The sequence below is a fragment of the Vreelandella venusta genome (genome assembly GCF_007989605.1).
Taxonomy (GTDB): Bacteria; Pseudomonadota; Gammaproteobacteria; order Pseudomonadales; family Halomonadaceae; genus Vreelandella; species Vreelandella venusta.
In genome coordinates this window covers 1-22,726 of the sequence record NZ_BJUL01000027.1, presented here as the reverse complement: position 1 = coordinate 22,726, position 22,726 = coordinate 1, and the positions used below count along the sequence as shown (strand labels likewise).

At 52.9% G+C, this 22,726-nt stretch carries 21 protein-coding genes and 4 tRNA genes; 11 read left to right on the top strand and 14 right to left on the bottom strand.

Features of this window, described 5'->3' with window-relative positions; genetic code table 11:
* Window positions 1-94: 94 nt before the first annotated feature.
* Both HVE01_RS18425 and pabB read right to left on the bottom strand, forming a co-directional pair.
* A complete protein-coding gene (locus HVE01_RS18425; RefSeq protein ID WP_146945313.1) occupies window positions 95-715 on the bottom strand; it encodes a phosphoadenosine phosphosulfate reductase domain-containing protein in 621 nt (206 codons plus the stop codon).
* A 115-nt stretch (window positions 716-830) separates the two neighbouring features.
* Window positions 831-2,189, bottom strand: a complete 1,359-nt coding sequence (pabB, locus tag HVE01_RS18420) for an aminodeoxychorismate synthase component I (protein ID WP_146945312.1) — start codon at window positions 2,187-2,189, stop codon at window positions 831-833.
* Window positions 2,190-2,441: 252 nt separating this feature from the next.
* Between pabB and HVE01_RS18415 the strand changes: the two genes are divergently transcribed.
* The 5 genes from HVE01_RS18415 (at window position 2,442) to prpF (ending at window position 9,321) form a co-directional block, all read left to right on the top strand.
* A complete protein-coding gene (locus HVE01_RS18415; protein WP_125746805.1) occupies window positions 2,442-3,185 on the top strand; it encodes a GntR family transcriptional regulator in 744 nt (247 codons plus the stop codon).
* A 43-nt stretch (window positions 3,186-3,228) separates the two neighbouring features.
* A complete protein-coding gene (prpB, locus tag HVE01_RS18410; protein ID WP_146945311.1) occupies window positions 3,229-4,125 on the top strand; it encodes a methylisocitrate lyase in 897 nt (298 codons plus the stop codon).
* Window positions 4,126-4,182: 57 nt separating this feature from the next.
* Window positions 4,183-5,310 (top strand): bifunctional 2-methylcitrate synthase/citrate synthase, encoded by a 1,128-nt coding sequence (prpC, locus tag HVE01_RS18405; RefSeq protein ID WP_125746809.1) that lies wholly within the window; start codon window positions 4,183-4,185, stop codon window positions 5,308-5,310.
* Window positions 5,311-5,343: 33 nt separating this feature from the next.
* A complete protein-coding gene (gene acnD, locus HVE01_RS18400; RefSeq protein WP_146945310.1) occupies window positions 5,344-7,983 on the top strand; it encodes a Fe/S-dependent 2-methylisocitrate dehydratase AcnD in 2,640 nt (879 codons plus the stop codon).
* 159 nt (window positions 7,984-8,142) lie between these two features.
* The gene (gene prpF / locus HVE01_RS18395) at window positions 8,143-9,321 is read left to right on the top strand and encodes a 2-methylaconitate cis-trans isomerase PrpF (RefSeq protein ID WP_125746813.1); all 1,179 of its coding nucleotides are present in this window, start codon (window positions 8,143-8,145) and stop codon (window positions 9,319-9,321) included.
* Between the two features lie 113 nt (window positions 9,322-9,434).
* On the opposite strand, the gene HVE01_RS18390 is transcribed toward prpF, so the two are convergent.
* The gene (locus tag HVE01_RS18390) at window positions 9,435-9,719 is read right to left on the bottom strand and encodes a ComEA family DNA-binding protein (RefSeq protein WP_125746815.1); all 285 of its coding nucleotides are present in this window, start codon (window positions 9,717-9,719) and stop codon (window positions 9,435-9,437) included.
* A gap of 274 nt (window positions 9,720-9,993) precedes the next feature.
* On the opposite strand from HVE01_RS18390, the gene pyrF reads away from it, so the two are divergent.
* A complete protein-coding gene (gene pyrF / locus HVE01_RS18385; RefSeq protein WP_125746817.1) occupies window positions 9,994-10,692 on the top strand; it encodes an orotidine-5'-phosphate decarboxylase in 699 nt (232 codons plus the stop codon).
* A 12-nt stretch (window positions 10,693-10,704) separates the two neighbouring features.
* Here pyrF and lapB read toward each other — a convergent pair whose 3' ends face one another.
* The 3 genes from lapB to HVE01_RS18370 form a co-directional block, all read right to left on the bottom strand.
* Entirely contained in the window at window positions 10,705-11,904 is a 1,200-nt protein-coding gene (gene lapB / locus HVE01_RS18380) for a lipopolysaccharide assembly protein LapB (protein WP_146945309.1), read from the bottom strand.
* Window positions 11,905-12,210 carry a lipopolysaccharide assembly protein LapA domain-containing protein gene (locus HVE01_RS18375; RefSeq protein ID WP_125746821.1) on the bottom strand — a complete coding sequence of 102 codons (306 nt, stop codon included), beginning with the start codon at window positions 12,208-12,210 and terminating at the stop codon, window positions 11,905-11,907. It lies immediately after the preceding gene.
* A gap of 143 nt (window positions 12,211-12,353) precedes the next feature.
* Window positions 12,354-12,650, bottom strand: a complete 297-nt coding sequence (locus tag HVE01_RS18370) for an integration host factor subunit beta (RefSeq protein WP_009722715.1) — start codon at window positions 12,648-12,650, stop codon at window positions 12,354-12,356.
* A gap of 205 nt (window positions 12,651-12,855) precedes the next feature.
* On the opposite strand from HVE01_RS18370, the gene HVE01_RS18365 reads away from it, so the two are divergent.
* On the top strand, window positions 12,856-13,149 hold the full coding sequence (locus HVE01_RS18365; protein ID WP_125746823.1) for an FAD assembly factor SdhE: 294 nt from the start codon (window positions 12,856-12,858) through the stop codon (window positions 13,147-13,149).
* The gene (locus HVE01_RS18360; protein WP_241006804.1) at window positions 13,109-13,507 is read left to right on the top strand and encodes a protein YgfX; all 399 of its coding nucleotides are present in this window, start codon (window positions 13,109-13,111) and stop codon (window positions 13,505-13,507) included. The genes HVE01_RS18365 and HVE01_RS18360 overlap by 41 nt, the downstream gene beginning before the upstream one ends.
* Here HVE01_RS18360 and nadB read toward each other — a convergent pair.
* The 7 genes from nadB to uvrY all read right to left on the bottom strand — a co-directional run bounded on the left by nadB (window position 13,484) and on the right by uvrY (window position 19,113).
* Window positions 13,484-15,175 (bottom strand): L-aspartate oxidase, encoded by a 1,692-nt coding sequence (nadB, locus tag HVE01_RS18355; RefSeq protein WP_146945308.1) that lies wholly within the window; start codon window positions 15,173-15,175, stop codon window positions 13,484-13,486. The genes HVE01_RS18360 and nadB overlap by 24 nt on opposite strands.
* Window positions 15,176-15,507: 332 nt before the next feature.
* Window positions 15,508-15,594, bottom strand: a tRNA-Leu gene (locus HVE01_RS18350).
* A gap of 41 nt (window positions 15,595-15,635) precedes the next feature.
* A tRNA-Cys gene (locus HVE01_RS18345) sits at window positions 15,636-15,709 on the bottom strand.
* 87 nt (window positions 15,710-15,796) lie between these two features.
* A tRNA-Gly gene (locus HVE01_RS18340) sits at window positions 15,797-15,871 on the bottom strand.
* Window positions 15,872-15,955: 84 nt separating this feature from the next.
* Window positions 15,956-16,504 carry a CDP-diacylglycerol--glycerol-3-phosphate 3-phosphatidyltransferase gene (pgsA, locus tag HVE01_RS18335; RefSeq protein ID WP_125746826.1) on the bottom strand — a complete coding sequence of 183 codons (549 nt, stop codon included), beginning with the start codon at window positions 16,502-16,504 and terminating at the stop codon, window positions 15,956-15,958.
* A 97-nt stretch (window positions 16,505-16,601) separates the two neighbouring features.
* Window positions 16,602-18,416: an excinuclease ABC subunit UvrC gene (gene uvrC / locus HVE01_RS18330; protein ID WP_146945307.1), complete on the bottom strand. Its 1,815-nt coding sequence runs from the start codon at window positions 18,414-18,416 to the stop codon at window positions 16,602-16,604.
* A 46-nt stretch (window positions 18,417-18,462) separates the two neighbouring features.
* The gene (gene uvrY / locus HVE01_RS18325) at window positions 18,463-19,113 is read right to left on the bottom strand and encodes a UvrY/SirA/GacA family response regulator transcription factor (protein WP_038482893.1); all 651 of its coding nucleotides are present in this window, start codon (window positions 19,111-19,113) and stop codon (window positions 18,463-18,465) included.
* A 195-nt stretch (window positions 19,114-19,308) separates the two neighbouring features.
* Between uvrY and HVE01_RS18320 the strand changes: the two genes are divergently transcribed.
* Window positions 19,309-19,384: transfer RNA gene (locus HVE01_RS18320), tRNA-Ala, on the top strand.
* 173 nt (window positions 19,385-19,557) lie between these two features.
* On the opposite strand, the gene argF is transcribed toward HVE01_RS18320, so the two are convergent.
* A complete protein-coding gene (gene argF / locus HVE01_RS18315) occupies window positions 19,558-20,484 on the bottom strand; it encodes an ornithine carbamoyltransferase (protein ID WP_146945306.1) in 927 nt (308 codons plus the stop codon).
* 221 nt (window positions 20,485-20,705) lie between these two features.
* Between argF and grxD the strand changes: the two genes are divergently transcribed.
* Both grxD and dnaX read left to right on the top strand, forming a co-directional pair.
* The gene (gene grxD, locus HVE01_RS18310) at window positions 20,706-21,056 is read left to right on the top strand and encodes a Grx4 family monothiol glutaredoxin (protein WP_038482899.1); all 351 of its coding nucleotides are present in this window, start codon (window positions 20,706-20,708) and stop codon (window positions 21,054-21,056) included.
* Between the two features lie 135 nt (window positions 21,057-21,191).
* Window positions 21,192-22,726, top strand: a 1,535-nt coding sequence (gene dnaX, locus HVE01_RS18305) for a DNA polymerase III subunit gamma/tau (protein WP_146945305.1), incomplete at its 3' end; no start/stop codon positions are given.

Here is a 22,726-nt window from a genome sequence, read left to right as displayed (position 1 = left end):
GTGGGTGAGGATAGAGGGTGAGATAGAGGGTGAATAGCGCATTAGCGTGGTTGAGCTTGCGCGCTATTCACCGTTTGTCACCTACATTTCATTTTCAGTGCTGTAAATGCAGACCACACTCACGTTTGTCTTCTACCTTGGTGGGGTCGAAGTAGTCAAAGTTGTTGGGCAGGTCGTGTGCCTCAAGATAGTAGTACATATCTTTTGCTGTCCACTGCAGCAGCGGGGCAATTTTTAATAAGCCATCGCTGTTCCGGCTGGCAGGCTGCATTTTAGCCCGCTCTGGGGTGTCCTCTGCCCGCAGGGCGGTGAACCAGACATCCGGCTGCATTTCCCGTAGGGCGCGCTCAAACGGCTCAATCTTTACTTCTTGAGTGAAGGCTGCGTGACGTGGGTCATCAATGCTGGGCATTGCCCCCTCTAGCGCTTCACGGTGAGCGCGGGTTCGCTGCGGAATAAAGCTGACCATGTTTAGGTTCAGCCGCTGGATTAAGGCATCGGCGAATTGGTAAGTGGCCTCAGTGTTATAGCCACTGTCCATCCACACGATGGGGATATCTGGACGTTCCTGAGTGACCATATGCAGAATCACCGCCTCAAACGGCCGGAAATTGGTCGTGCAAATAGGTCGCTCGCCTTGGCCAAGCGCCCACTTGATAAGGTCTTGAGGATTATTGGCGAAGTCACGATTAATGCTGTCAAGCGCTGAAGACATGCTGCCTCCTGTCATAAGGTCGAGTATGACACTAGGCTATCAAAGAGAGGGGGCGTAGCCCCAATACCGTTTGGTTTGGCTTTTATATTCCTTTTTGATTTAAAAATTTTATTATTTATTCCAAAGCGCCAATTAGATGGCGGATTTTGTCCAGCGTTTCTGTGTACTCCTCGTCTGCTTTAGAGTCGGCGACTAATCCTCCGCCGCCCCAAACATGCAGCTTGCCTGCATCTGCTACCATGGTGCGTATCGCAATTGATGTGTCCATGCTGCCCCGTTTATCGATATACCCCAGGCTTCCGCAATAGACGCTGCGCTGGCAAGGCTCCAGTTCGTCAATAATTTGCATGGCGCGTATTTTGGGCGCGCCAGTAATAGAGCCGCCAGGAAACGCTGCTGTCAGCAAAGACAGCGGTGAGCGATGTTTGGCCAGTTGGCCTTGAATCACGCTTACTAGGTGATGCACGTTGGGGTAGCTCTCTAGCTGACATAGCTGCGGTACACGAATAGACCCCGGCGCGCATACTCGCCCCAAGTCGTTGCGCAGCAGGTCAACAATCATGACATTTTCTGCGCGGTCTTTCGTGCTGCTGACTAGCTGCTCGGCTAGGGCGATATCTTCCTCCGGCGTCTTACCTCTTGCTCGCGTGCCTTTGATTGGGCGCGTCTCCACCACTCCGTCTTTACACTGAATAAAGCGCTCTGGGGAAAGCGAGAGTACTGCTTGGTTTTGCCATGCCATGAAGCCTGAGAAGGGGGTGGGCGTTGCCTTGCGAAGGCGTAGGTAAGCCTGCCATTCATCGCCTTCATAGCTTGCTGTAAACCGCTGAGCAAGGTTGATTTGATAGCAGTCGCCGGCGCGAATGTAGTGCTGAACAGTGTTAAAACGTTCGGTGTAATCCGCTTGGCTTAGCTGGCCCTGAAAGGGGCTGATTAATTGAAAGTCTTTAGTAACACTGAGAGGTGGCTGAGCTAGCCATTGCATGACCTGCTGTTGACGAGTTGCTGATGCAATGAGCCACGCTGCCTGCTTTTCGTGATCAAAGGTAATGCACCAATCATAAAGCCCCAAGCGTGCCAATGGCAGATTAGTAACACTGGGGTGGCGGCTGGGAATCGCAAGGTTATTACGTCCTAGATCATAACTCCAATAACCGATCAGGCCGCCTAAAAAAGGTAGCTCGCTAGGCAGGTCTTTATTGGGCAACTGATCAAGCATCCATTGCTGCTGGGCGTGCATATCTCCAGCCAGTGCCGGAGGAAGCTCAAGCTGCCTTGAAGTGAAGTTAGTTTGTCCATCAGGCATGACTTCTAGCGTGGCTAGCGGATCACTGCTGATAATGTCGTAGCGCCCGTTTGCTGATGGGCGGCCGCTATCAAGTAATACCGCACCATGGCGCTTTCGCAGGTGAGCAAAGATCTCCAGTGGAGTAGGAGAGTAGGGCAGGGCTTTAATGGTCAACGCCGATGTCATGGAGCAAACGCCAGGCCAATGGAAGGCAACGCATTCTAGAGGTCGTTAGTTGATGACACCAGTGCTAACCACTGACGCCTTTCTCACGATAGGTTAAACACGGTTAACGGAGAGGGGGTGATTGTTGACATTAACCCAAGAATAAATAGCTGGGTTACACGAAAGGTGAATAAAATCGACCATTTTGACTAGTTGACGGCGCAAATATGGCGGGCTAAAGTTCTCTTACTTCATAATTGTCGACAATTAGCCATGACCTCACTTGCTACTCTTTCTCGTTCTAAAGCTGATTCGCCTAGTGATCAGGCCTCGCCAGAAGTCCGAACGCTGGCTGAGCGGGTCTTTCATCAGCTTCAAGACGCTATTGTACGTGGAGAGCTGGCGCCGGGCAGCAAAATTACCGAGCCGGGGCTTTCTAAAACGTACGGCATCTCTCGCGGGCCGTTGCGTGAAGCCATGCGGCGTTTAGAAGCGCATCGTTTAATTGAGCGTGTTCCTCATGTTGGTGCTCGCGTTGTCAAGCTTTCTATGAAAGAGCTGCTTGAGTTGTTTGATGTGCGCGAAGCGCTTGAGAGCATGGCAGCACGCTTGGCCGCTGAGCATATGTCTGCCGAAGAGATTAAGGGGTTGCGCGAGGTGTTGGCACTTCACGAAGGCCAGGCAGATCTCAAGCGTGGCGAAGCTTACTATCAGCGCGAAGGCGATCTCGACTTCCACTATCGCATTGTTCAAGGCAGCCATAACAAAATGCTGATGAACCTGCTTTGCGACGATCTTTACTACTTAGTGCGTCTTTACCGTACCCAGTTCAGCGCCAGCGGTAAGCGGCCCCAGCTCGCCTTTGTCGAGCACCACCGCATTGTAGATGCTATTGAAGCCGGAGATGCCGAGTTAGCGGAGCTGCTGATGCGTCGCCACGTTAGCGCTTCCCGAGCCAACGTCGCCGACCGTTACGCAGCTGTTCTTGAACAACAATCAACGCCATCAGCGGATTAGTTCGTTACGCCTATCCGCCAAGCCTTTTAAAGGAGCAATGCCAATGTCCAGTTCATCTACTCTCACGCCAGGTGCTCGCTTTCGTGCTGCGCTAGACGCGAACCGCCCTCTACCGATTCTAGGCACGATTAACGCGTATACCGCGATGATGGCCGAGCGAGTAGGCCACCAAGCGATTTATCTGTCGGGCGGCGGCGTGGCTAACGCGTCTTTTGGCTTGCCGGACTTGGGTATGACCAGCATGAACGACGTGGTGGAAGATGCACATCGTATCTGCGGCGCTACCGACCTGCCGCTGCTGGTAGATATCGATACGGGCTGGGGCGGTGCTTTTAATATTTCACGTACCGTTAAAGAGATGCAGCGCGCAGGCGTTGCTGCCGTTCACCTGGAAGACCAAGTGGCTCAAAAGCGCTGCGGCCACCGCCCGAATAAAGCCATTGTCTCCCAGCAGGAGATGGTTGACCGCATCAAAGCCGCGGCAGATGCCAAGCTTGATCCCGATTTCTATCTGATTGCGCGTACCGATGCGTTCCAGAAAGAGGGCTTAGACGCCGCCATCGAACGTGCTAATGCCTGTGTGGAAGCCGGTGCGGATGCAATCTTCGCCGAAGCCGTGCATACCCTGGATGATTATCGTGCGTTCTGTTCGCGCGTAAATGCGCCAATACTGGCCAACATCACTGAGTTTGGCGCAACGCCGCTGTTCTCTCAGCAGGAGCTGGGCGAGGTGGGCTGTCGCATGGTGCTCTATCCGCTGTCTGCCTTCCGCGCTATGAATGCTGCCGCATTGAAGGTGTATCAGAGCATTTTAGATAACGGTCATCAAAAAGAGGTGGTCGATACCATGCAGACTCGCGATGAGCTGTACGACTTTTTAAATTATCACGATTTTGAGCAAAAGCTCGACGCGCTATTTGCTGAGCAGAAAGACGCTTAATAGCCGTTAATACTATCGATACTAAAACATATAAAAAGAGCTAACAGGAGACACGACATGGCTGATAAACCGCAAAACAGCGCAGGACTCCGTGGTCAAAGCGCCGGTGCTACAGCGCTATGTACGGTGGGTAAAACGGGTTCCGGATTAACCTACCGTGGTTTTGATATTAAAGAACTGGCTGAGAAGGCGAAGTTTGAAGAAGTCGCATATTTATTACTGAAAGGCAAGCTACCCAATCAAGCCGAGCTTGATAGCTACATTACCAAGCTGAAGGGGCTGCGTGGTTTACCTGATGCTTTGAAAACCGTGCTGGAGCAAATTCCTAAAGATGCGCACCCGATGGATGTTATGCGCACCGGTACCTCCATGCTGGGTAACCTGGAGACAGAAGAGAGCTTTGACCAGCAGCAGGATGTCTCTGATAGGCTGTTAGCGGTACTGCCCTCAATTATTTGCTACTGGTACCGTTTTAGCCACGACGGTGTCCGTATTGATACTGAAACCGACGATGCTTCGGTAGGCGGTCACTTCTTGCACTTGCTGCGCGGCGAGCCTGCTTCTGAGCTGCATGCGCGGGTTATGAACGTATCGCTGATTCTATACGCCGAGCATGAGTTCAATGCGTCAACGTTCACGGCGCGGGTTTGTGCTTCGACGCTTTCCGATATGCACTCCTGTGTTACCGGTGCGATTGGTTCGTTGCGTGGCCCGCTGCATGGCGGTGCTAACGAAGCGGCCATGGCGATGATCGAGAACTGGGCGTCGCCGGAAGAAGCTGAGCGTGAAATGCTCGGTATGCTTGAGCGCAAAGAGAAAATCATGGGCTTCGGCCATGCCATTTATCGCGAGTCTGACCCGCGTAATGAGATTATCAAAGAGTGGTCGAAGAAGCTTTCTGAAGACGTTGGCGATAGTGTGCTTTACCCCGTTTCTGTGCGCTGTGAAGAAGTCATGTGGCGCGAGAAAAAGCTTTTCTGCAACGCGGACTTCTTCCATGCCAGTGCTTACCACTTCATGGATATTCCTACCAAACTGTTCACGCCAATCTTCGTTATGTCCCGTTTAACGGGGTGGGCAGCGCATGTGTTTGAACAGCGCGCCAATAACCGCATTATTCGCCCCAGCGCCGACTACACTGGTCCTGAGAAGAGCGAGTGGGTGCCCATCGAAGCGCGTGACTAACCCTTAACGGGCCGTGATTAAGTGAGAGGCATTATGAATACGAATTATCGTAAGCCGCTGCCTGGCGTGACGGCAGAGGGGGAGCCGGTAGATTACTTCGACGCGCATCAAGCCGTTGAAGATATCAAGCCCGGCGCCTATGCGACGCTGCCCTACACTTCCAGGGTGTTGGCTGAGCAGTTGGTGCGCCGCTGCGACCCAGCGCTGTTAACCGACGCATTGAAGCAGCTCATCGAGCGCAAGCAAGATTTGGATTTTCCTTGGTACCCAGCACGCGTTGTGTGTCATGACATCCTGGGGCAGACCGCGTTAGTCGACCTTGCTGGTCTAAGGGATGCCATCGCTGAGAAGGGCGGTGACCCGGCTAAAGTGAATCCTGTGGTACCTACGCAGCTGATTGTTGACCACTCCTTGGCCGTTGAGCACGCAGGGTTTGAGAAAGACGCGTTCGAAAAAAACCGCCAGGTGGAAGATCGCCGTAACGATGACCGCTTCCATTTTATTAACTGGACCAAAGTGGCTTTTGAGAACGTCGATGTGATTCCTCCCGGCAACGGCATTATGCACCAGATCAATCTGGAAAAAATGTCGCCGGTGGTGCAGTGCCGTCCTGATGAACAGGGCGTGCCTGTTGCATACCCAGACACCTGTGTGGGTACCGATAGCCACACGCCGATGGTCGATGCGCTGGGTGTTATTTCCGTTGGTGTGGGTGGTCTTGAAGCCGAAAGCGTGATGCTGGGCCGTGCCTCGATGATGCGCCTGCCGGATATCGTTGGTGTAGAGCTCTCTGGCAAACTGCAGCCAGGCATTACCAGCACCGATATGGTGTTAGCGATTACCGAGTTTCTGCGTAAAGAGCGCGTCGTCGGTGCCTACCTGGAGTTTTACGGAGAAGGTGCCGACGCGTTAACCGTAGGCGACCGGGCGACCATTTCCAACATGACGCCAGAGTACGGCGCCACGGCGGCGATGTTCTACATCGACAACCAAACCATTGACTACCTCAAGCTCACGGGTCGTGAGGATGAGCAGGTTGCTCTGGTTGAAGCCTATGCCAAGCACACAGGGCTATGGGCCGATAGCCTAAAAACTGCTGAATATGAGCGGGTGCTGCGCTTTGATCTTTCAAGCGTTAATCGCACCTTGGCAGGGCCTTCCAACCCTCATGCTCATTTGCCCACTTCTGAGCTGGCCCAACGCGGGATCGCGATCGACCTGGATAAAGCAAGGGCCGATGAGCAAGCCGGCAGAATGCCAGATGGTGCGGTGATTATCGCCGCGATTACCAGTTGTACGAATACTTCTAACCCGCGCAATATGGTGGCAGCAGGCTTAATTGCTCGCAATGCCAACCGCTTAGGGCTAACCCGCAAACCGTGGGTTAAGTCGTCGCTGGCACCGGGGTCGAAAACCGTCAAGATGTATCTGGAAGAAGCCAAGTTGATGGATGAGCTGGAAACACTTGGCTTTGGTGTTGTGGCGTACGCTTGTACGACCTGTAACGGCATGTCCGGGGCGTTAGATCCAGTCATCCAGAAAGAAATTATCGACCGTGATCTATACGCCACAGCGGTACTTTCCGGTAACCGTAACTTTGACGGGCGCATTCATCCCTATGCAAAGCAGGCATTTTTAGCATCGCCGCCCTTAGTGGTTGCCTACGCCATTGCCGGCACGATTCGCTTTGATATTGAGAAAGACGTGCTGGGCACCGACCATGACGGAAACCCCGTCACGCTAAAAGATATCTGGCCCGACGATAGCGAAATCGATGCGATTGTGAAGGCTGCTGTGAAGCCGGAGCAGTTCCGTCAGACCTATATCCCGATGTTTGACCTCGACAAGAGCGCGCGCGTTCAGGTCAGCCCGCTTTACGAGTGGCGGCCTCAGAGCACCTATATTCGCCGGCCTCCCTACTGGGAAGGCAATATGGCTGCCGAACGTGGTTTGAAAGGTATGCGTCCGTTGGCGATTTTGCCGGACAATATCACCACCGACCATTTGTCGCCTTCTAACGCGATTATGCTAGACAGCGCAGCAGGTGAGTATCTACACAAGATGGGCTTGCCTGAGGAAGACTTTAACTCCTACGCGACCCACCGCGGCGATCATTTAACTGCCCAGCGGGCGACATTGGCGAACCCCAAGCTGTTTAATGAAATGGTCCACGACGAGCAGGGCAAAGTGCTGCAGGGGTCGTTGGCACGTGTTGAGCCAGAAGGCACCGTGACGCGGATGTGGGAAGCCATTGAGACGTATATGGCGCGTAAACAGCCGCTGATTATTATTGCCGGTGCAGATTATGGTCAGGGCTCCTCGCGTGACTGGGCGGCGAAAGGTGTTGCACTAGCGGGTGTTGAAGCCATTGTGGCCGAGGGCTTTGAGCGTATTCACCGTACCAATTTAATTGGTATGGGCGTGATGCCGCTGCAGTTTGAAGAGGGCACCACACGTAAAACCTTGGCGCTGGACGGTACCGAAGTCTTCGACGTAGAGGGCACTCCTCAGCCCCGCACCAAGCTAACGCTAGTTATTCATCGTCAAAATGGTACCACTGAACGTGTGCCGGTGATCTGCCGTATTGATACCGCCGAAGAGGTCACGATTTACTCTGCCGGTGGGGTCTTGCAGCGTTTTGCCCAAGACTTTCTTGAGTCCACCACGGCTTAGCCAAATTGGCGTGTAACACAGCGCCAAGGCGATTAATGAAAGGGCCCGCCGCTAAGCGCCGGGCTCTTTTTTCGGCATGCGTTAGTGAACATAGCCAATGATAGTTGTCGTTGAGAATGTTCAGGCATCGTCATTGAAAATGGTTAGGGAGCGTTATTTATGTCTCATGTTGGACAAATTAGTATTCCTGCGACGTATATGCGCGGTGGCACCAGCAAAGGGGTGTTTTTCACCTTGAGCAACTTGCCCGAGGCGGCGAGAGTGCCAGGCGAGGTGCGAGATAAGCTGCTGATGAGGGTGATTGGTAGCCCAGACCCCTATGAAAAGCAGATCGATGGGATGGGAGGGGCAACCTCAAGTACCAGTAAGACGGTGATTCTTTCCAAGAGTGAGTCGCCAGATCACGACGTCGACTACCTGTTTGGCCAGGTTTCAATTGATAAGCCGTTTGTGGATTGGAGCGGCAACTGTGGCAACTTATCGGCAGCCGTAGGTCCTTATGCGATTGCTAATGGGTTAGTTGATCCCACAAAAATACCGCAAAACGGTGTCGCTGAAGTGCGTATTTGGCAGGTCAATATCGGTAAAACCATCGTCTCTCAAGTGCCTATTGTTGATGGACAAGTGCAGGAGACGGGCGATTTTGAGCTAGATGGTGTGACCTTTCCTGCTGCAGAGATCCCTGTGGCCTTTATGGATCCTGCGGATGGTGAGGGAGCAATTTTCCCAACCGGGAACTTGGTCGATGATTTGGACGTGCCTGGGGTTGGCGTTTTAAAAGCGACGTTGATAAATGCGGGTATTCCCACCGTGTTTGTGAATGCTCAGGACATTGGGTATACCGGCTGTGAACTGCAGGAAGCGATTAACAGCGATGCCAATGCACTCGCCATGTTTGAGACCATTCGTGCCCATGCTGCGGTACGTATGGGATTGATTAAGCATGTTGATGAAGCGGCCAGCCGACAGCACACACCGAAGGTGGCTTTCGTTGCCCCGCCTGCCAGCTACACGGCATCCAGTGGCAAAGCGGTGAGTGCGGAAAACATCGATCTTGTGGTAAGGGCGCTGTCCATGGGTAAACTGCACCACGCAATGATGGGTACCGCAGCGGTTGCCATCGGCGCGGCAGCAGCGATTCAAGGCACGTTAGTGAATTTAGCCGCAGGTGGTGAGGAGCGTGAAGCAGTGACCTTTGGACATCCTTCTGGCTCGTTGCGGGTAGGTGCAAAAGCAAGCCTGATTGATGGGCGTTGGCAAATTGATCAAGCTGTCATGAGCCGTAGCGCGCGGGTGTTAATGGAAGGTTGTGTACGCATACCCGCTGATAGCTTTTAATAGTATTCGCGGGTGAATACTAGATGACGCCTTGCCGCCGTTTTGGGAATGCCCTAAACGGCGGCTTCAGCCTAGAGTGGTGTAAGTTTTATACTTATCTTTGCTTTAGCGATTTACTCTTCAATCGCTACTTGATCGCGCATACGATCAACAGTGGCGGGGCCAATGCCGCTAACGCGGGTAAGATCATCTACATTAGCAAATGCGCCATTATTTTCGCGCTCTTCTATAATCGCGGCTGCACGGCTGGGGCCGATGCCAGGTAACTCAGCAAGCAGCTCAGCATCTGCTGTATTCACATTAATAGGCGCGATGTCTTGTGCCAATGTAAGGCCAGAAACCCCTAAGCTTAGGCTCAATAGCAGTGCAGCCAATAGTCCTTTTAGCGTTATTTTCATTGTTAATATCCTCATAGATTTCCCTAAAGCCGCCTTTCCCATCGGTTGTTGTACTTGGAGTGATAGGCTGTGGCGGTTTGCGTATGCAATAAGGTTGACTGTTCCTTCAATACCTTTTGCCTTAATTAAACTAATACGTTTATAGGAGGTAGGCTGTAAGACATTAACGATGGTATTTGTAAGATTTTTGCTCTCTGATAATGGTTAATCACTTACACAGTAGGGCCAAGATGGCTGTTATAATGCTGTCAAATGAAAAATGGAGTTAAGCGCAGTGTCTACTGATACCCCGTTGATTATCGCGTTGGATTATTCCTCTCTGGATGCCGCTTTATGCATGGCAGATCAGCTTGACCCTAAGCGCTGTCGGGTAAAAGTGGGTAAAGAGCTGTTTACGCGCAGTGGCCCTGCGGTACTGGAAGCTTTGCACGGCCGTGGTTTTGAAATTTTTTTAGATTTAAAATTTCATGATATTCCCAACACGGTGGCAGGTGCGGTGCAAGCGGCAGCTGAGCAAGGCGTGTGGATGGTTAATGTGCATGCTTCCGGCGGGCGCAAGATGATGGAAGCGGCCGCTAAGCGTTTAGATGATCATAGGCTGAATACGCATCTTATTGCCGTCACAGTGCTAACCAGCATGCAAGCTGAAGATCTGCATGAGGTAGGTATAGCTGTAACGCCGGAGGAGCATGTATTGCGTTTAGCCGCATTAACTCAGCAGAGCGGGTTGGGTGGTGTTGTCTGTTCAGCCCAAGAGGCAGCGCAAATCAAGGCGCTCTGTGGCAACGACTTTTTGAAGGTAACTCCTGGAATACGCCCAAGCTTTGCAGCGGCTAATGACCAACAGCGCATTATGACACCTAGTGATGCGCTGAATGCTGGTAGTACGCACTTAGTGATTGGGCGGCCGGTAACACAGGCGGCAGAGCCAATGATGGCGCTAGCAGCCATAGAAGCTGAACTGGCTGGCTGACTGACGGTACTCTTACTCGCCATCAACCCCGGTAATGGGCTTAATGGTGCCCCAGCGGCGGCAGCTAGGACATTGCCACGCCAAGCTGTCGCTGGCAAAGCCGCAGCGACGGCAGCGATGGCGGGCTTTGCCCTCTAAAAGGGCATTGGTATGGTGCTTAAGTAACAGCAAGCGCGTGTCAGGCGGGGTTTTACCGCTTAAGCGTTGGCTTTCATGATAAAGATCGATTAAGTAATCGAGCCCCCCCAGGCTGGGTGCCTCCCTTAGCCACTCGCCCGTTTGCTCAATAGCACTATCTACACCATCTCTTTGATGAACGAGCTCTCCGAGGGCGATAATAATGCTGGTGTACGGTGCTTGACCCAGTAGCCGATAAAGATGCGTTTCAAATCCTTGAATATCGTTATTGCGTTCATAGGCATGCTGAAGGGTGGGCAGCATAGTGGGGATATGGGCAATATCCTGCTGGGGAATGTGGTTTAGGTACTCAATGGCACGTGTGTAATGCCCATTATCCATCTCCAGCTCGGCCAGCATTAGCGTCGCACGGACGCATCGCTCATCCAGCTGAAGCGCTTTTTTTAAGTGCTTGCGGGCGATCGCGCGACTTGCTTGATGTATCTCTTCCTGGGCAAGTTCGCATAGCCAGTGAGCAGCAGGTCGCTGCATGCCGGGCTGTTGCTTAAACAGTGATTGGGCCACGTCAAGCGCTTCCTGCCAGTCTTTTTCGCGCTCAAGTAAATCAATCAGTAACCGCTTGGCTTCCTGGCGGTAGAGATCATTGGCTGATTTATCCAGCAGTGCTCTCAGCATTCGCTGGGCGCGGTCGTGCACGCCTAGCGCCATAAAGTCACGTGCTAGCTCAAGCTGTACATGTTCGTTAGTACTGGTGGAAAGGGCAGGGCGAGCAAGTAGGTTTTGATGAATGCTAACGGCTTTATCTGCTTCACCGCGTGCGCGAAACAGCTTTCCGAGCGCTATGTGGGTTTCCACAGTATCGCTATTGACATCCAATGCGTTGACAAACGTATTGATAGCTTCGTCGGGCTGCTCATTGAGCAGGTAATTCAGCCCGACAAAGTACTCTCTCGATAAGCCTGATGGGCGAGAGTCGTGAGTGCGCTGGCGGCGGCGGGAGGTGTGACGAACACCCAGGCCAAAGCCGATGGCAATGGCTGCCAGTAGAACGCCTAGCAGCACGACATCATACATTTAAGCCAGTTCCTTAAGCTCCTGAGTGCGTAGGCGGTCTAGCTCTTTGCGCTGTTGCTTATTGTGTCGTTCACTTCGTGCTAGCTGCGCTTTAAGGCGTACGTAAACACCTAGCATGGCAAGCATGCCTAAAATAACGCCGCAAGTTAACGTGGCAAGCAGCCAAACAGAGAGTGACACAGGCGGCAGTTCTGCCCAAATCAGGTTTAAGGCAATGGTTTGTTGGTTGTTGACGGCAAATAAAATGCCCACCAGTAGAACAACCAGCAATATGACGGCCAGAATCAGCCCTTTGATCCAACGCATGAGAGTTTCCTAGTCAGTGACGTTCATAATGGCTCTATTGTGTATGAGTCGTGGCGCGGCGTCATCCCACATTAAGTCGGATAACAAGATCAAAAGAGCCTTGCTATTGGCAACGCCGGGCTTGTGTAGCCTCGGTTAGCGCATTAATAGCCAAGTGCGCGGCTGGCATCTACCTGTTCGCGCAACTCTTTGCCCGGTTTGAAGTGCGGCACATACTTGCCGTCCAGGTCGACCGGGTCTCCTGTTTTAGGGTTGCGCCCAACACGAGGCTCTCGGTAGTGTAGCGAAAAACTGCCGAAACCCCGGATTTCAACCCGCCCCCCGCTAGCAAGAGCATCGGTCATATCGTCTAAAATAATACGCACCGCCGTTTCTACTTCTTTGGCGGATAGCTCCGGTTGACGCATCGCAATTTGTTCGATTAGTTCAGATTTGGTCATCGGTTGGCTCCCTGCGAACTTTAATGGCCGTGACGCGCTTGCGACCTCGATAACAACAGAGTCAGCATACTGCGCATAACAGGATAAAACAATTCAGATAAAACAAGGTACTAGAATGAATATCAGCATAGGCGAAGTGAGGCGCTGGCGCGACCCTGTGGCTTAGGTATACTGGCGACTCATTTTGTAACTGGAGAGGCTGACGTTGAACGACGATACTTCCCCTGCAGCCATATTGCGTAAACGGCTTTATTGGCACTCTCGCCGTGGCATGTGGGAGCTTGACCTGCTGCTGATACCGTTTCTTGAGCACCGCTTTGATCAGCTGAGTGAAGATGAGCAGTTAGCCTATCAGCGCTTAATTGAGGAAGAGGATCAAGATCTCTTTGGGTGGTTAATGCGTCGTGAATGGCCCGAGGAGCCATCACTAAAGCACATCGTACAGATGATCGTAGCGCATGCAGAAAATACCGATAACTCTGCTTATCGCACGCTCTAAAATTCAGTGCGCTTTCCACGCATCCTTGGCATTTGGGCTGTGTGCGGTGACGGCGTGGCTTATTAGCCCATGGATAGCGTTGCTTGCGGCTGTGATTGCGATACTGATGCTGGGTCGTGAGTATCGCTATCAACCCATGGGCGAGTTAAGAGTTTCGAAAAGCGGCCATCAGTTAAGTGCGCAATGGCTATCGAAAGAGGGTGAGCTTGAAAACGTACAGCCTGTTAACGCTGATTACGTGGGGCCTTGGTTAATTGGGCTGCATGTCGGGCCGCAACGTCTTTGGTTGTGGCCAGATAGCTTGCCAGCACACAGTCAGCGTGCTCTGCGGCGTTTATGCCATCGTCCTGGGCGATAGCTGTTCAAGAGACATTTCGGAAGCTGCTGTGTTTTCTTGGTGCTCAGGCCAGTTCAGAGAGTAGTGCAGCCCTCGTGATTCATGTCGCTGAAGCGCTGCCAATACGGTCAGTTTTGCAAGCCACAGTGCTTGCTGTAAACGCACGCTCTCTGGGTGGCTGCGCTTGCCAGCGGTGCTTTCAAAAGCGTTGTTAGAGCTTTTCTTAGCGCTGTCGGTAACACCGTCAAGACTGTTTAGAATGTCGTTAAGCTGCGTCTCAAGTACGTTCAGCTTGTGTTGAGCGGCCTTTAGCCCCTGATTGCTGCGAACAATCGAAACATGCTGGCTCATTGTTGCCCGTAGTTCGCTACGAATGGTCGCCAAGGCTTCCAAAGTGGAGGGTGGCCACTGCTGGTCCGGTAGCGGTATTGCCTTTTGGGTATCGCTAGGCGTTTCTTTGGGGACAGTTGGGTGTGTCTGCGCACGTTTTTTCTGCGTGAGTAAGTGCTTTGCGCAGCTTCTGGCGTATACCAGGCACTCCAATAGTGAGTTGCTAGCCATGCGATTTGCGCCATGTAAACCCGTGTAAGCAATCTCGCCGACCGCATAGAGGTTGGTGACGTGAGTGGCGCCGCGCTGGTCTGTAGCCACACCGCCACAGCTATAGTGAGCCGCAGGCACTACTGGAATGGGTTGGCGGGTTATATCAATTCCCCGAGAGGCGCAGTGTGCCAAAATAGTAGGGAAGTGGTGGCGAATAGCGCTTGCTCCAAGATGGCTGATATCTAGCCACACATGCCCTTGGCTGCTTTGTTGGATTTGTGAGTCGATAGCTCGAGCAACGACGTCCCTGGGAGCCAGCTCGGCACGAGAATCGATATCGGGCATAAATCGATGGCCGGCCTCATTTAGCAGGTGCCCGCCTTCTCCTCGTACGGCTTCGCTAATTAAAAAAGCAGGTCCTTCTGGGTCAAACAGGCAGGTCGGATGAAACTGCTGAAACTCAAGATTCATCAGTTTCGCGCCCAGCTCAGCAGCCATCACCATGCCTTCCCCACTGCTTGGTGATGGGGTGGTGGTGTGTCGATAAAGGCCACTTGCACCGCCTGTTGCTAGTACGATGTGCTTGGCAAGCAGTGTTTGTTGATGCTGCTGTTGATCTACGCCTTCCGCGCCAATGCAGCGGCCTGTGGTATCGCTGATTAAGTGCAGGATGGTTAAGTCACTGCGCTGAGTAATATTGGGGTGAGAAGTGACTTTTTCGTATAGCGTGTCGACTACCGCGCGTCCCGTCGCATCGTCAGCGTGTATAATACGGCGTGCATTGTGGCCGCCTTCCCGTGTTAAATGATAAGGGTAGCGGGCGCTTGGGTCTGGATCCGGCGTAAAAGGGACGCCGTTGTCGATTAGCCACTGAATAGCATCTGGGCCGTGTGTCACGGTAAATCGAACAGCCTGTTCATCACATAGACCATCGCCAGCAATGAGCGTATCACGCACATGGGCGTCCAGATCGTCGTCTGGTGAGAGTACGGCGGCTATTCCACCTTGCGCCCAGCGGCTGGCTCCCTGGTCATCCAGAGCGGGCCTAACCAGGGTTACCGAAAGGTGGTCAGCAACTTCAAGGGCTAAGGTTAGGCCGGCGACGCCGCCGCCGATGACAAGTACGTCGGATGTTGGCGAGCTCATGGGGCCGGATCCTCTTTTACATTCAAACGCAGTAGGTGCTTTTTCGCACGCTGTAGGCAGCAGGGAAGGCATCATAGCGTGACTGTTGCCACTTGGCGATGAGGGGCTGTGAAAAATTGCTTTCAGCGCATAGCGATAGCGGCTAAGCGCTCTAATGCGATGGTCGGGAGAGGACTAACTGTTTAACAACCGGATAAAATAGAAGGGGAAAAGAAAAGGGTGATCAAAAAATTGAAGAGCCTTGTAAGAAGCACAAAAAACGCTTCTCTAGCGCTCTTAAAACAATATGGGAAACGTTTACTGCTGAAGGAAGGGGAGATGCTAATTAGATATGGTGCCCGGAGCCGGACTTGAACCGGCACGGAGTTGCCTCCGAGAGATTTTAAGTCTCTTGCGTCTACCAATTTCGCCATCCGGGCAGTGCATCGCAGGAATATTGCTATTCATCGCCACACTTAAATGGAGGCTGGAGTCGGAATCGAACCGGCGTACACGGAGTTGCAGTCCGCTGCATAACCACTCTGCCATCCAGCCTAACAAGTCATTGGAGCGAGAAAGTAGATTAGATCGGGCTGGCGTTCCAGCTGACGGCCCTCTCTTGCTTTACTGCGCTATCCAAGTTGGAGCGGGAAAGGAGATTCGAACTCCCGACCCTCGCCTTGGCAAGGCGATGCTCTACCACTGAGCTATTCCCGCTTGACTCGAGGGCGAATTATACGCATCGCTACGCGCTTGTCAATTAATGAATTTGTCAGAAGGTTCAATCGTCTAGAGAGCCGTTCACATGGAACGACTTAAGTGAGGCCAAGCGGCTTTAAGGTATTGTGCCATTGACCACAGCGTAAGAATGGCTGCTGCGTAAAGAACAACCACACCTAATAGCGCGAACTCGTGTCCGGGAGGGAAGGCCAGGAGTATGAGCAAGGCAACCATCTGCAGTGTTGTTTTAAGCTTACCAATCCAGGAAACCGCAACCATGCCTCGCTTGCCCATTTCGGCCATCCACTCACGCAGTGCCGAAATGACGATTTCGCGGCCGATAATGACCAGCGCGGGCAGTGTTAATATCAGGGTGTCAAAGCGCTCAATAAGTAACGCCAGTGCAACCGCGACCATCAATTTGTCAGCTACAGGATCAAGAAACGCGCCAAACGGCGTTGATTGATTCCAGCGGCGGGCTAAGTAGCCATCTAGCCAGTCGGTGATGGATGCTAGTGCAAATAAGCCTGCAGCGACTGGCATACTCCAACTGAAAGGTAGGTAAAAAAGCACTACTAACAGTGGAATAAAAACGATTCTTGCCAGAGTAAGTATGTTGGGTATATTCATCGCGGGGCGCGATCCTTGCCGGAGAGTCATGGAAGACGGAGTGTAGTGGGGGATATTCTATCCCCCTTGGTGCTTAGCATCCATGCTAACAGTAGGTTTATCCATTTAGAGCTTGGTAAATTGTCTCAGCGAGCGATGAATTAATGCCAGGTACGCGCGCCAACTCATCGCGGCTAGCCTTTTGAACGCCCTGCAAGCCACCGAAGAAGCGTAATAGTTCGCGGCGTCTTTTGGGGCCAATGCCGGGAATGTCTTGAAGTGTAGAGGTGCGGCGTGCTTTGTCGCGTTGGGCGCGGTGGCCGGCGATAGCAAAACGGTGAGATTCATCGCGTATATGCTGAATTAAATGTAATGCCGGCGAAGCTGGGTCAAGAGGTAATGGGTTATCAGTGGTTTCTAAAAAGAGCGTTTCCAGGCCGGCTTTGCGGGTGGTGCCTTTAGCAACGCCGAGTAAAATGATATCGGTAACCGCTAGCTCGTTTAACACACCGCGAGCCATGTTTAGCTGACCTTTGCCGCCATCGACGATCAAAATATCAGGTGCCACGGCCTCGCCACTTTTCACTCGTTTAAGGCGGCGTGTTAGTGCTTGTTGCATGGCCGCATAGTCATCGCCTGCAGCGACGCCTTCAATGCGGAAGTGGCGGTAATCGCTCTTGCGTGGACCCTGATGATCAAATACGACACAGGAAGCAACGGTTGCTTCCCCGTGGCTGTGGCTGATGTCAAAACACTCAAGGCGCTGGGGTGTTTTGTCCAATGCGAGTGCTTTCTGAAGAGCTTCAAATCGCTGAGTAAGCTGGGTTTTGTTAGCCAACTGCGCAGCAAGCTGTTGCTCTGCGTTGGTCATAGCCAGATGCTGCCACTGGGCGCGATGCCCCCGGACTTGGCTGGTGACGCGAACGCGTTTACCCGCTTGCTGTGAAAGTGCATCGGCAATCAGTGGGCTGTCTTCCAGTGGGTGGCTAGTAATTACTTCACTGGGTACGTTGTGGGGTTGACCAAAGTAGTACTGGCTAACGACTTCCGTCAGCAGCATGTCCGGTGGCAGGTCGAGGTCGTTTTTAGGCGTGTGATGGCGAGCGCCCAGTAAGCGCCCATCACGAACGCTAAGTATTGATATGCCTAATGCCCCGGGGCGTTGTGCCAGCGCAAAGACGTCGGCATCACCGCTTTCGTTATCGACAAACTGGCGTTGCTGTAACTGGCGCAGCTGCTGTATCTGGTCGCGTAACCTGGCTGCTTCTTCAAAATTTAAGGCGCGGCTGGCCGTTTCCATCTCCTCGCTAAGGAGCTGAGTAACGTGCTCGCTTTTACCTTCTAGGCACATCACTGCATGCTCAACATCGCGTCGGTAATCTGCTTCCGAAATGAAGTCAACGCAAGGCGCGCTACAACGCTGAATTTGGTATTGCAAACACGGCCGAGAGCGGTGGGCAAACACGCTATCTTCACAGTTGCGTATGCGAAAAATCTTTTGCATTAGCGCTAGGCTTTCTTTCACCGCTCCGCTACTTGGATAAGGGCCTAAGTAGCGCCCATCCCCTCTACGCTGTCGCGCACGTTTATACTCGAGCGCAGGGTAAGCGTGCTGATCGGTGACAAATACGAAGGGGTAAGACTTATCGTCTCTTAGTAAAATGTTATAGGGCGGGCGCAGTTCTTTTATGAGCGTTTGCTCTAGTAGCAAGGCCTCTGTTTCGCTACGGGTGACGGTGATTTGGATATCTGCAATTCGTGCCACCATTGCCTGGGTTTTGGTATTAAGCTGGCCACGGAAATAACTAGCAAGCCGAGCTTTTAGTCGCTTGGCTTTGCCGACATAGAGAGTGTTGCTGTGTTCGTCCAGCATCCTATAAACACCGGGCGAGGCACTGACAGAGCTTAAAAATTGCTTGGCATCAAAAGTCATGGCTGGATATCGGCGCTTCTGGGCAACGGAAGCTGCGATGGTAGGTCTATCCCAGCATGGCGTCAAAGCCCTCAACCAAACCATGACGTAGTGCCAAGTGGGTAAGCTCTACATCGGTGGCGACCTCTAGTTTGTCAAATAGCCGATAGCGATAGGTGTTCACTGTCTTGGGACTAAGGTGCAAGCGGTCTGAAATATCCTGGACACGCTGACAGTTGACAATCATAAGGGCGATTTGTAGCTCACGGTGCGACAGGTGTCTAAACGGATTGTCTTCGTCAGTAAAGTGGGAAAGCGCCAATCGCTGGGCGATTTCTTGGCTGACGTAGCGCTTTCCGTGAAAGACTTGGCGGATCGCATCGGTCATTTCTGACGTGTCAGCGCCTTTGCTAAGAAAGCCAATTGCGCCTGCTTCCAGCATGAGCCGCAACGCACTATCTTCAATGTGGGCGGTTAATATGAGTACTTTAACGTCTTCCATTGTTCTATGGATACGGCGAGTAGCTTCGAGCCCGCCGATGCCTGGCATACGAATATCCATTACGACAATGTCAGGTTTTAAGCGACGGCATTGAGCCACTGCGCTTTCGCCATCGTCGACCTCGCCTACGACTTTAATGTCGCACTCTTCGTTTAGCAGGTGAGCAATGCTGGTTCTCACTAGGTGATGATCATCGGCGATTAAAACTTTGATCAAGGCGCAGGCTCCTGCATGAAATCATCGTAGTGGTGGGCGTAACCCGTGTTGCATGATATAGAGTGCCACAGCTCTAACCAAAGGAGAATTTAGTTGATAGTTGTTCATGATTAGCTTGACGCTAAGCAAATTACTGGCGTAGTATCTTGCCGCTGCCTAAAGAGTGGTTCAAAAAAGCGGCATGTAAAACTATGTGGGGCCTTAGCTCAGCTGGGAGAGCGCAACACTGGCAGTGTTGAGGTCAGCGGTTCGATCCCGCTAGGCTCCACCATTTTACAGACTCAAAGAATTCAAAAAAATGCCCCGTTATTATCAATAACGGGGCATTTTTTATGCTTATGATTTTCAATTGATCGTTCGTGGGTGGGGGCGCTGTTAGGCGGCCGCGTGGCTGAAAACTTGGGCTTAGAAAGCCTGTGTCAGCAACGCACGTACCCTCAGGCGCTACTTGTTGTCACTAATTTTGCCAAGCAGCAAGAATTCGATTAGCGCCTTCTGTGCATGTAGGCGATTCCCTGCTTCTTGCCACACGACTGCGCGTGGATCGTCCAATAGAGTAGTGCTGATCTCTTCGCCGCGGTGGGCAGGCAGGCAGTGGAGGAAAAGCACATCAGGTTGCGCGCTATCAAGCATTGCCTCAGTGACCTGGAAGCCTGCAAAGTCTGCTTCGCGCTTAGCTTGCTCCTCTTCCTGCCCCATGGATGCCCACACATCTGTCGTGATCAGGTCGGCGTCTTTGGCAGCCTCTTGGGGATCGTGAAGCAGCGTTACGCAGTCACCGGCAGCTTCCATAATGTCCGCGCGAGGTTCGTAGCCTTCGGGGCAACACACACGTAATTTAAAACCAAACTGACGGGCGGCATTGATCCAGGAGTGGCACATGTTGTTGCCATCACCGATCCAAACCGCCGTGCGTCCTTCCACGTTGCCCCGCAGCTCAGTCCAGGTCATCACGTCTGCCAGCAGCTGGCAAGGATGGTAGTCGTCACTTAGCGCGTTAATTACGGGCACGCTGCTGGCATTGGCATAGGCTTCTAAGCCTGCGTGTGAAAAGGTGCGAATCATTACCGCATCAACCATTTCGGACAGCACGCGGGCGGTGTCTTCAATCGGCTCTCCACGCCCTAGCTGAGTGTCGCGGGGAGAGAGAAAGAGGGCGTGTCCGCCGAACTGCGCCATACCGGTTTCAAACGAAACGCGGGTGCGAGTCGATGATTTTTCAAAAATCATCGCCAGCGTGCGGTTAGGCAGTGGCGTATAGATGGGGCCGTTAGCCTTGAGCTCGGTTTTGATCTTAATCGCACGCTGAATCAGGTACGCCAGCTCATCTGGGGTTAAATCCAGCAAGGTTAAGAAATGGCGTGTCGCCATGATGGTATCTCTCCGCGCAAAAACACTATCCTAGCGATGCGGCGGGGGATGCGCAACGCGCTCGGCATGCGTAGAATGACGACCCACATAGTAAGGCCGAGTAGTTTGCTCAAGTATTAGACTGTGTAGCAACAAAAGGTAATCTTCGGCTTTAAGGGTTAAAGCGAGTTAACGAATTGCGTAGACTGGCGAGATAACATCACTTGTTTTAGGAGCACATCATGAGTACAACTGCCGAAAATATTCAGCGCCAAATTAGTGAAAACCCCATTCTTATCTACATGAAAGGCACTCCCCAACTGCCGCAGTGTGGTTTTTCTGCACAAACGGTGCAGGCGCTGATGGGCTGCGGCGAGCGTTTTGCCTTTGTTAACGTGCTGGATAATCCAGATATTCGCGCTGAGCTGCCAAAAATTGCTAACTGGCCGACTTTTCCGCAGCTTTGGGTGGAAGGCGAATTGGTTGGCGGCTGCGATATCGTGATCGAGATGCATCAAAGTGGTGAGCTCGAAAAGTTGATCAAAGAAGCTGCCCAGCGTGCTGGCGCTGCTGAAAGCGATAACAACGCTTAACGTTTATTGCCCTATGTCGCTTGGTCTGGTGGGCCGCTGGTCTATTGGGCTGAGCGGTTGGCGGGCTGCAGCGCAGCCGCTAGAATGGTGTCCTTTTCGCATCGACAGTTAGCCCGCCAAAGGAAGTAATGCTCAATGAGCTATCAGGTTCTGGCCCGCAAATGGCGGCCGCGTACATTCCACGAGCTCGTGGGCCAGGCCCATGTTCAGCGCGCCTTGGTCAATGCACTCGACCAAGGCCGCCTTCACCATGCCTACCTATTTACGGGGACTCGCGGGGTGGGCAAGACCACCCTGGCGCGTATCCTGGCTAAATGCCTTAACTGCACCGCAAATGGCCGTGGTGATGAGGGAATCACCTCGACGCCTTGCGGTCAGTGCGACAGCTGTCGCGCGATTGATGAAGGTCGATTTGTTGACTTGATCGAAGTCGATGCTGCTTCGCGGACAAAGGTTGAAGATACCCGAGAACTGCTCGATAACGTGCAGTATGCGCCAACGCAAGGGCGCTATAAGGTGTACCTGATTGACGAGGTGCACATGTTGTCGACCAGCAGTTTCAATGCGTTGCTTAAAACGCTGGAAGAGCCGCCGCCCCATGTGAAGTTTTTGCTGGCCACCACCGATCCGCAAAAGCTGCCTGCCACCGTCCTATCCCGCTGTCTTCAGTTCACGCTTAAGCATATGCCCCCTGAGCGGGTGGTAGAGCACCTAACCTATGTGTTGGGAGAGGAAGGGGTCGAGTATGATGAGAGTGCTCTGTGGCTGCTAGGGAAGGCCGCAGAAGGCTCTATGCGCGATGCAATGAGCCTGACCGATCAAGCCATTGCCTTTGGCCAGGGGGCGATTCGCCATGCGGATGTTGCTGCCATGCTGGGCACCTTGGATCATCGCCATGTGTTGGCGCTGGTAGAAGCACTGGCTGATGTTGATGTTCAGCGCCTGTTAGCCGAGGTTGCCCAGTTATCGGAGCAGGGGCCTGATTTTGCAGCAGTATTGGATGAATTAAGTGCAGTTCTGCATCGCTTGGCCGTGGCGCAGATGGTGCCTGATGCCGTTGATAATAGCCACGGTGATCGAGCGCTTATTCAACAGCTGGCGAGCCGCTTTACTGCCGAGGATATTCAGCTCTATTACCAGATCGGCATTCAAGGTCGCGGCGACATGGTGCATGCGCCTGATCTACGCAGTGCGCTGGAAATGACGCTGTTGCGAATGCTGGCGTTTCGCCCCCAGGGCGTGCCAAAGCCTGCTGCTACACCGCTTCCGCTGCGCCGCGAACCTTCTAGCGACGCTGTTTCCCAAGCAACGGTACCGCATGAGCCTGTTTCTCACGAGCCTGCTGCTCAGGTAGCTGTCTCTGAGGATAGCGACGCACCTGAAACAGTCTCTGCTCATGAGCCAGCGGCAAAAAAGCCTGAGCCTGCGCTGCCGAGCAATCAGGCAACAATGCCTGACTCAGCCGCGGTGCAGGCGAGTGCTGCTTCGGATACAACTGAAGAGTTAAGCGCGTCTGACGCTGTTTCATCAGAGCAAGCACCACCTTGGTCACTTGACGAGGTGGAAAGTGCTGCCATGCTCTCGCCAGAGCCAGAGCCAGAGCCAGAGCCAGAGCCAGAGCCAGAGCCAGAGCCAGAGCCAGAGCCAGAGCCAGAGCCAGAGCCAGAGCC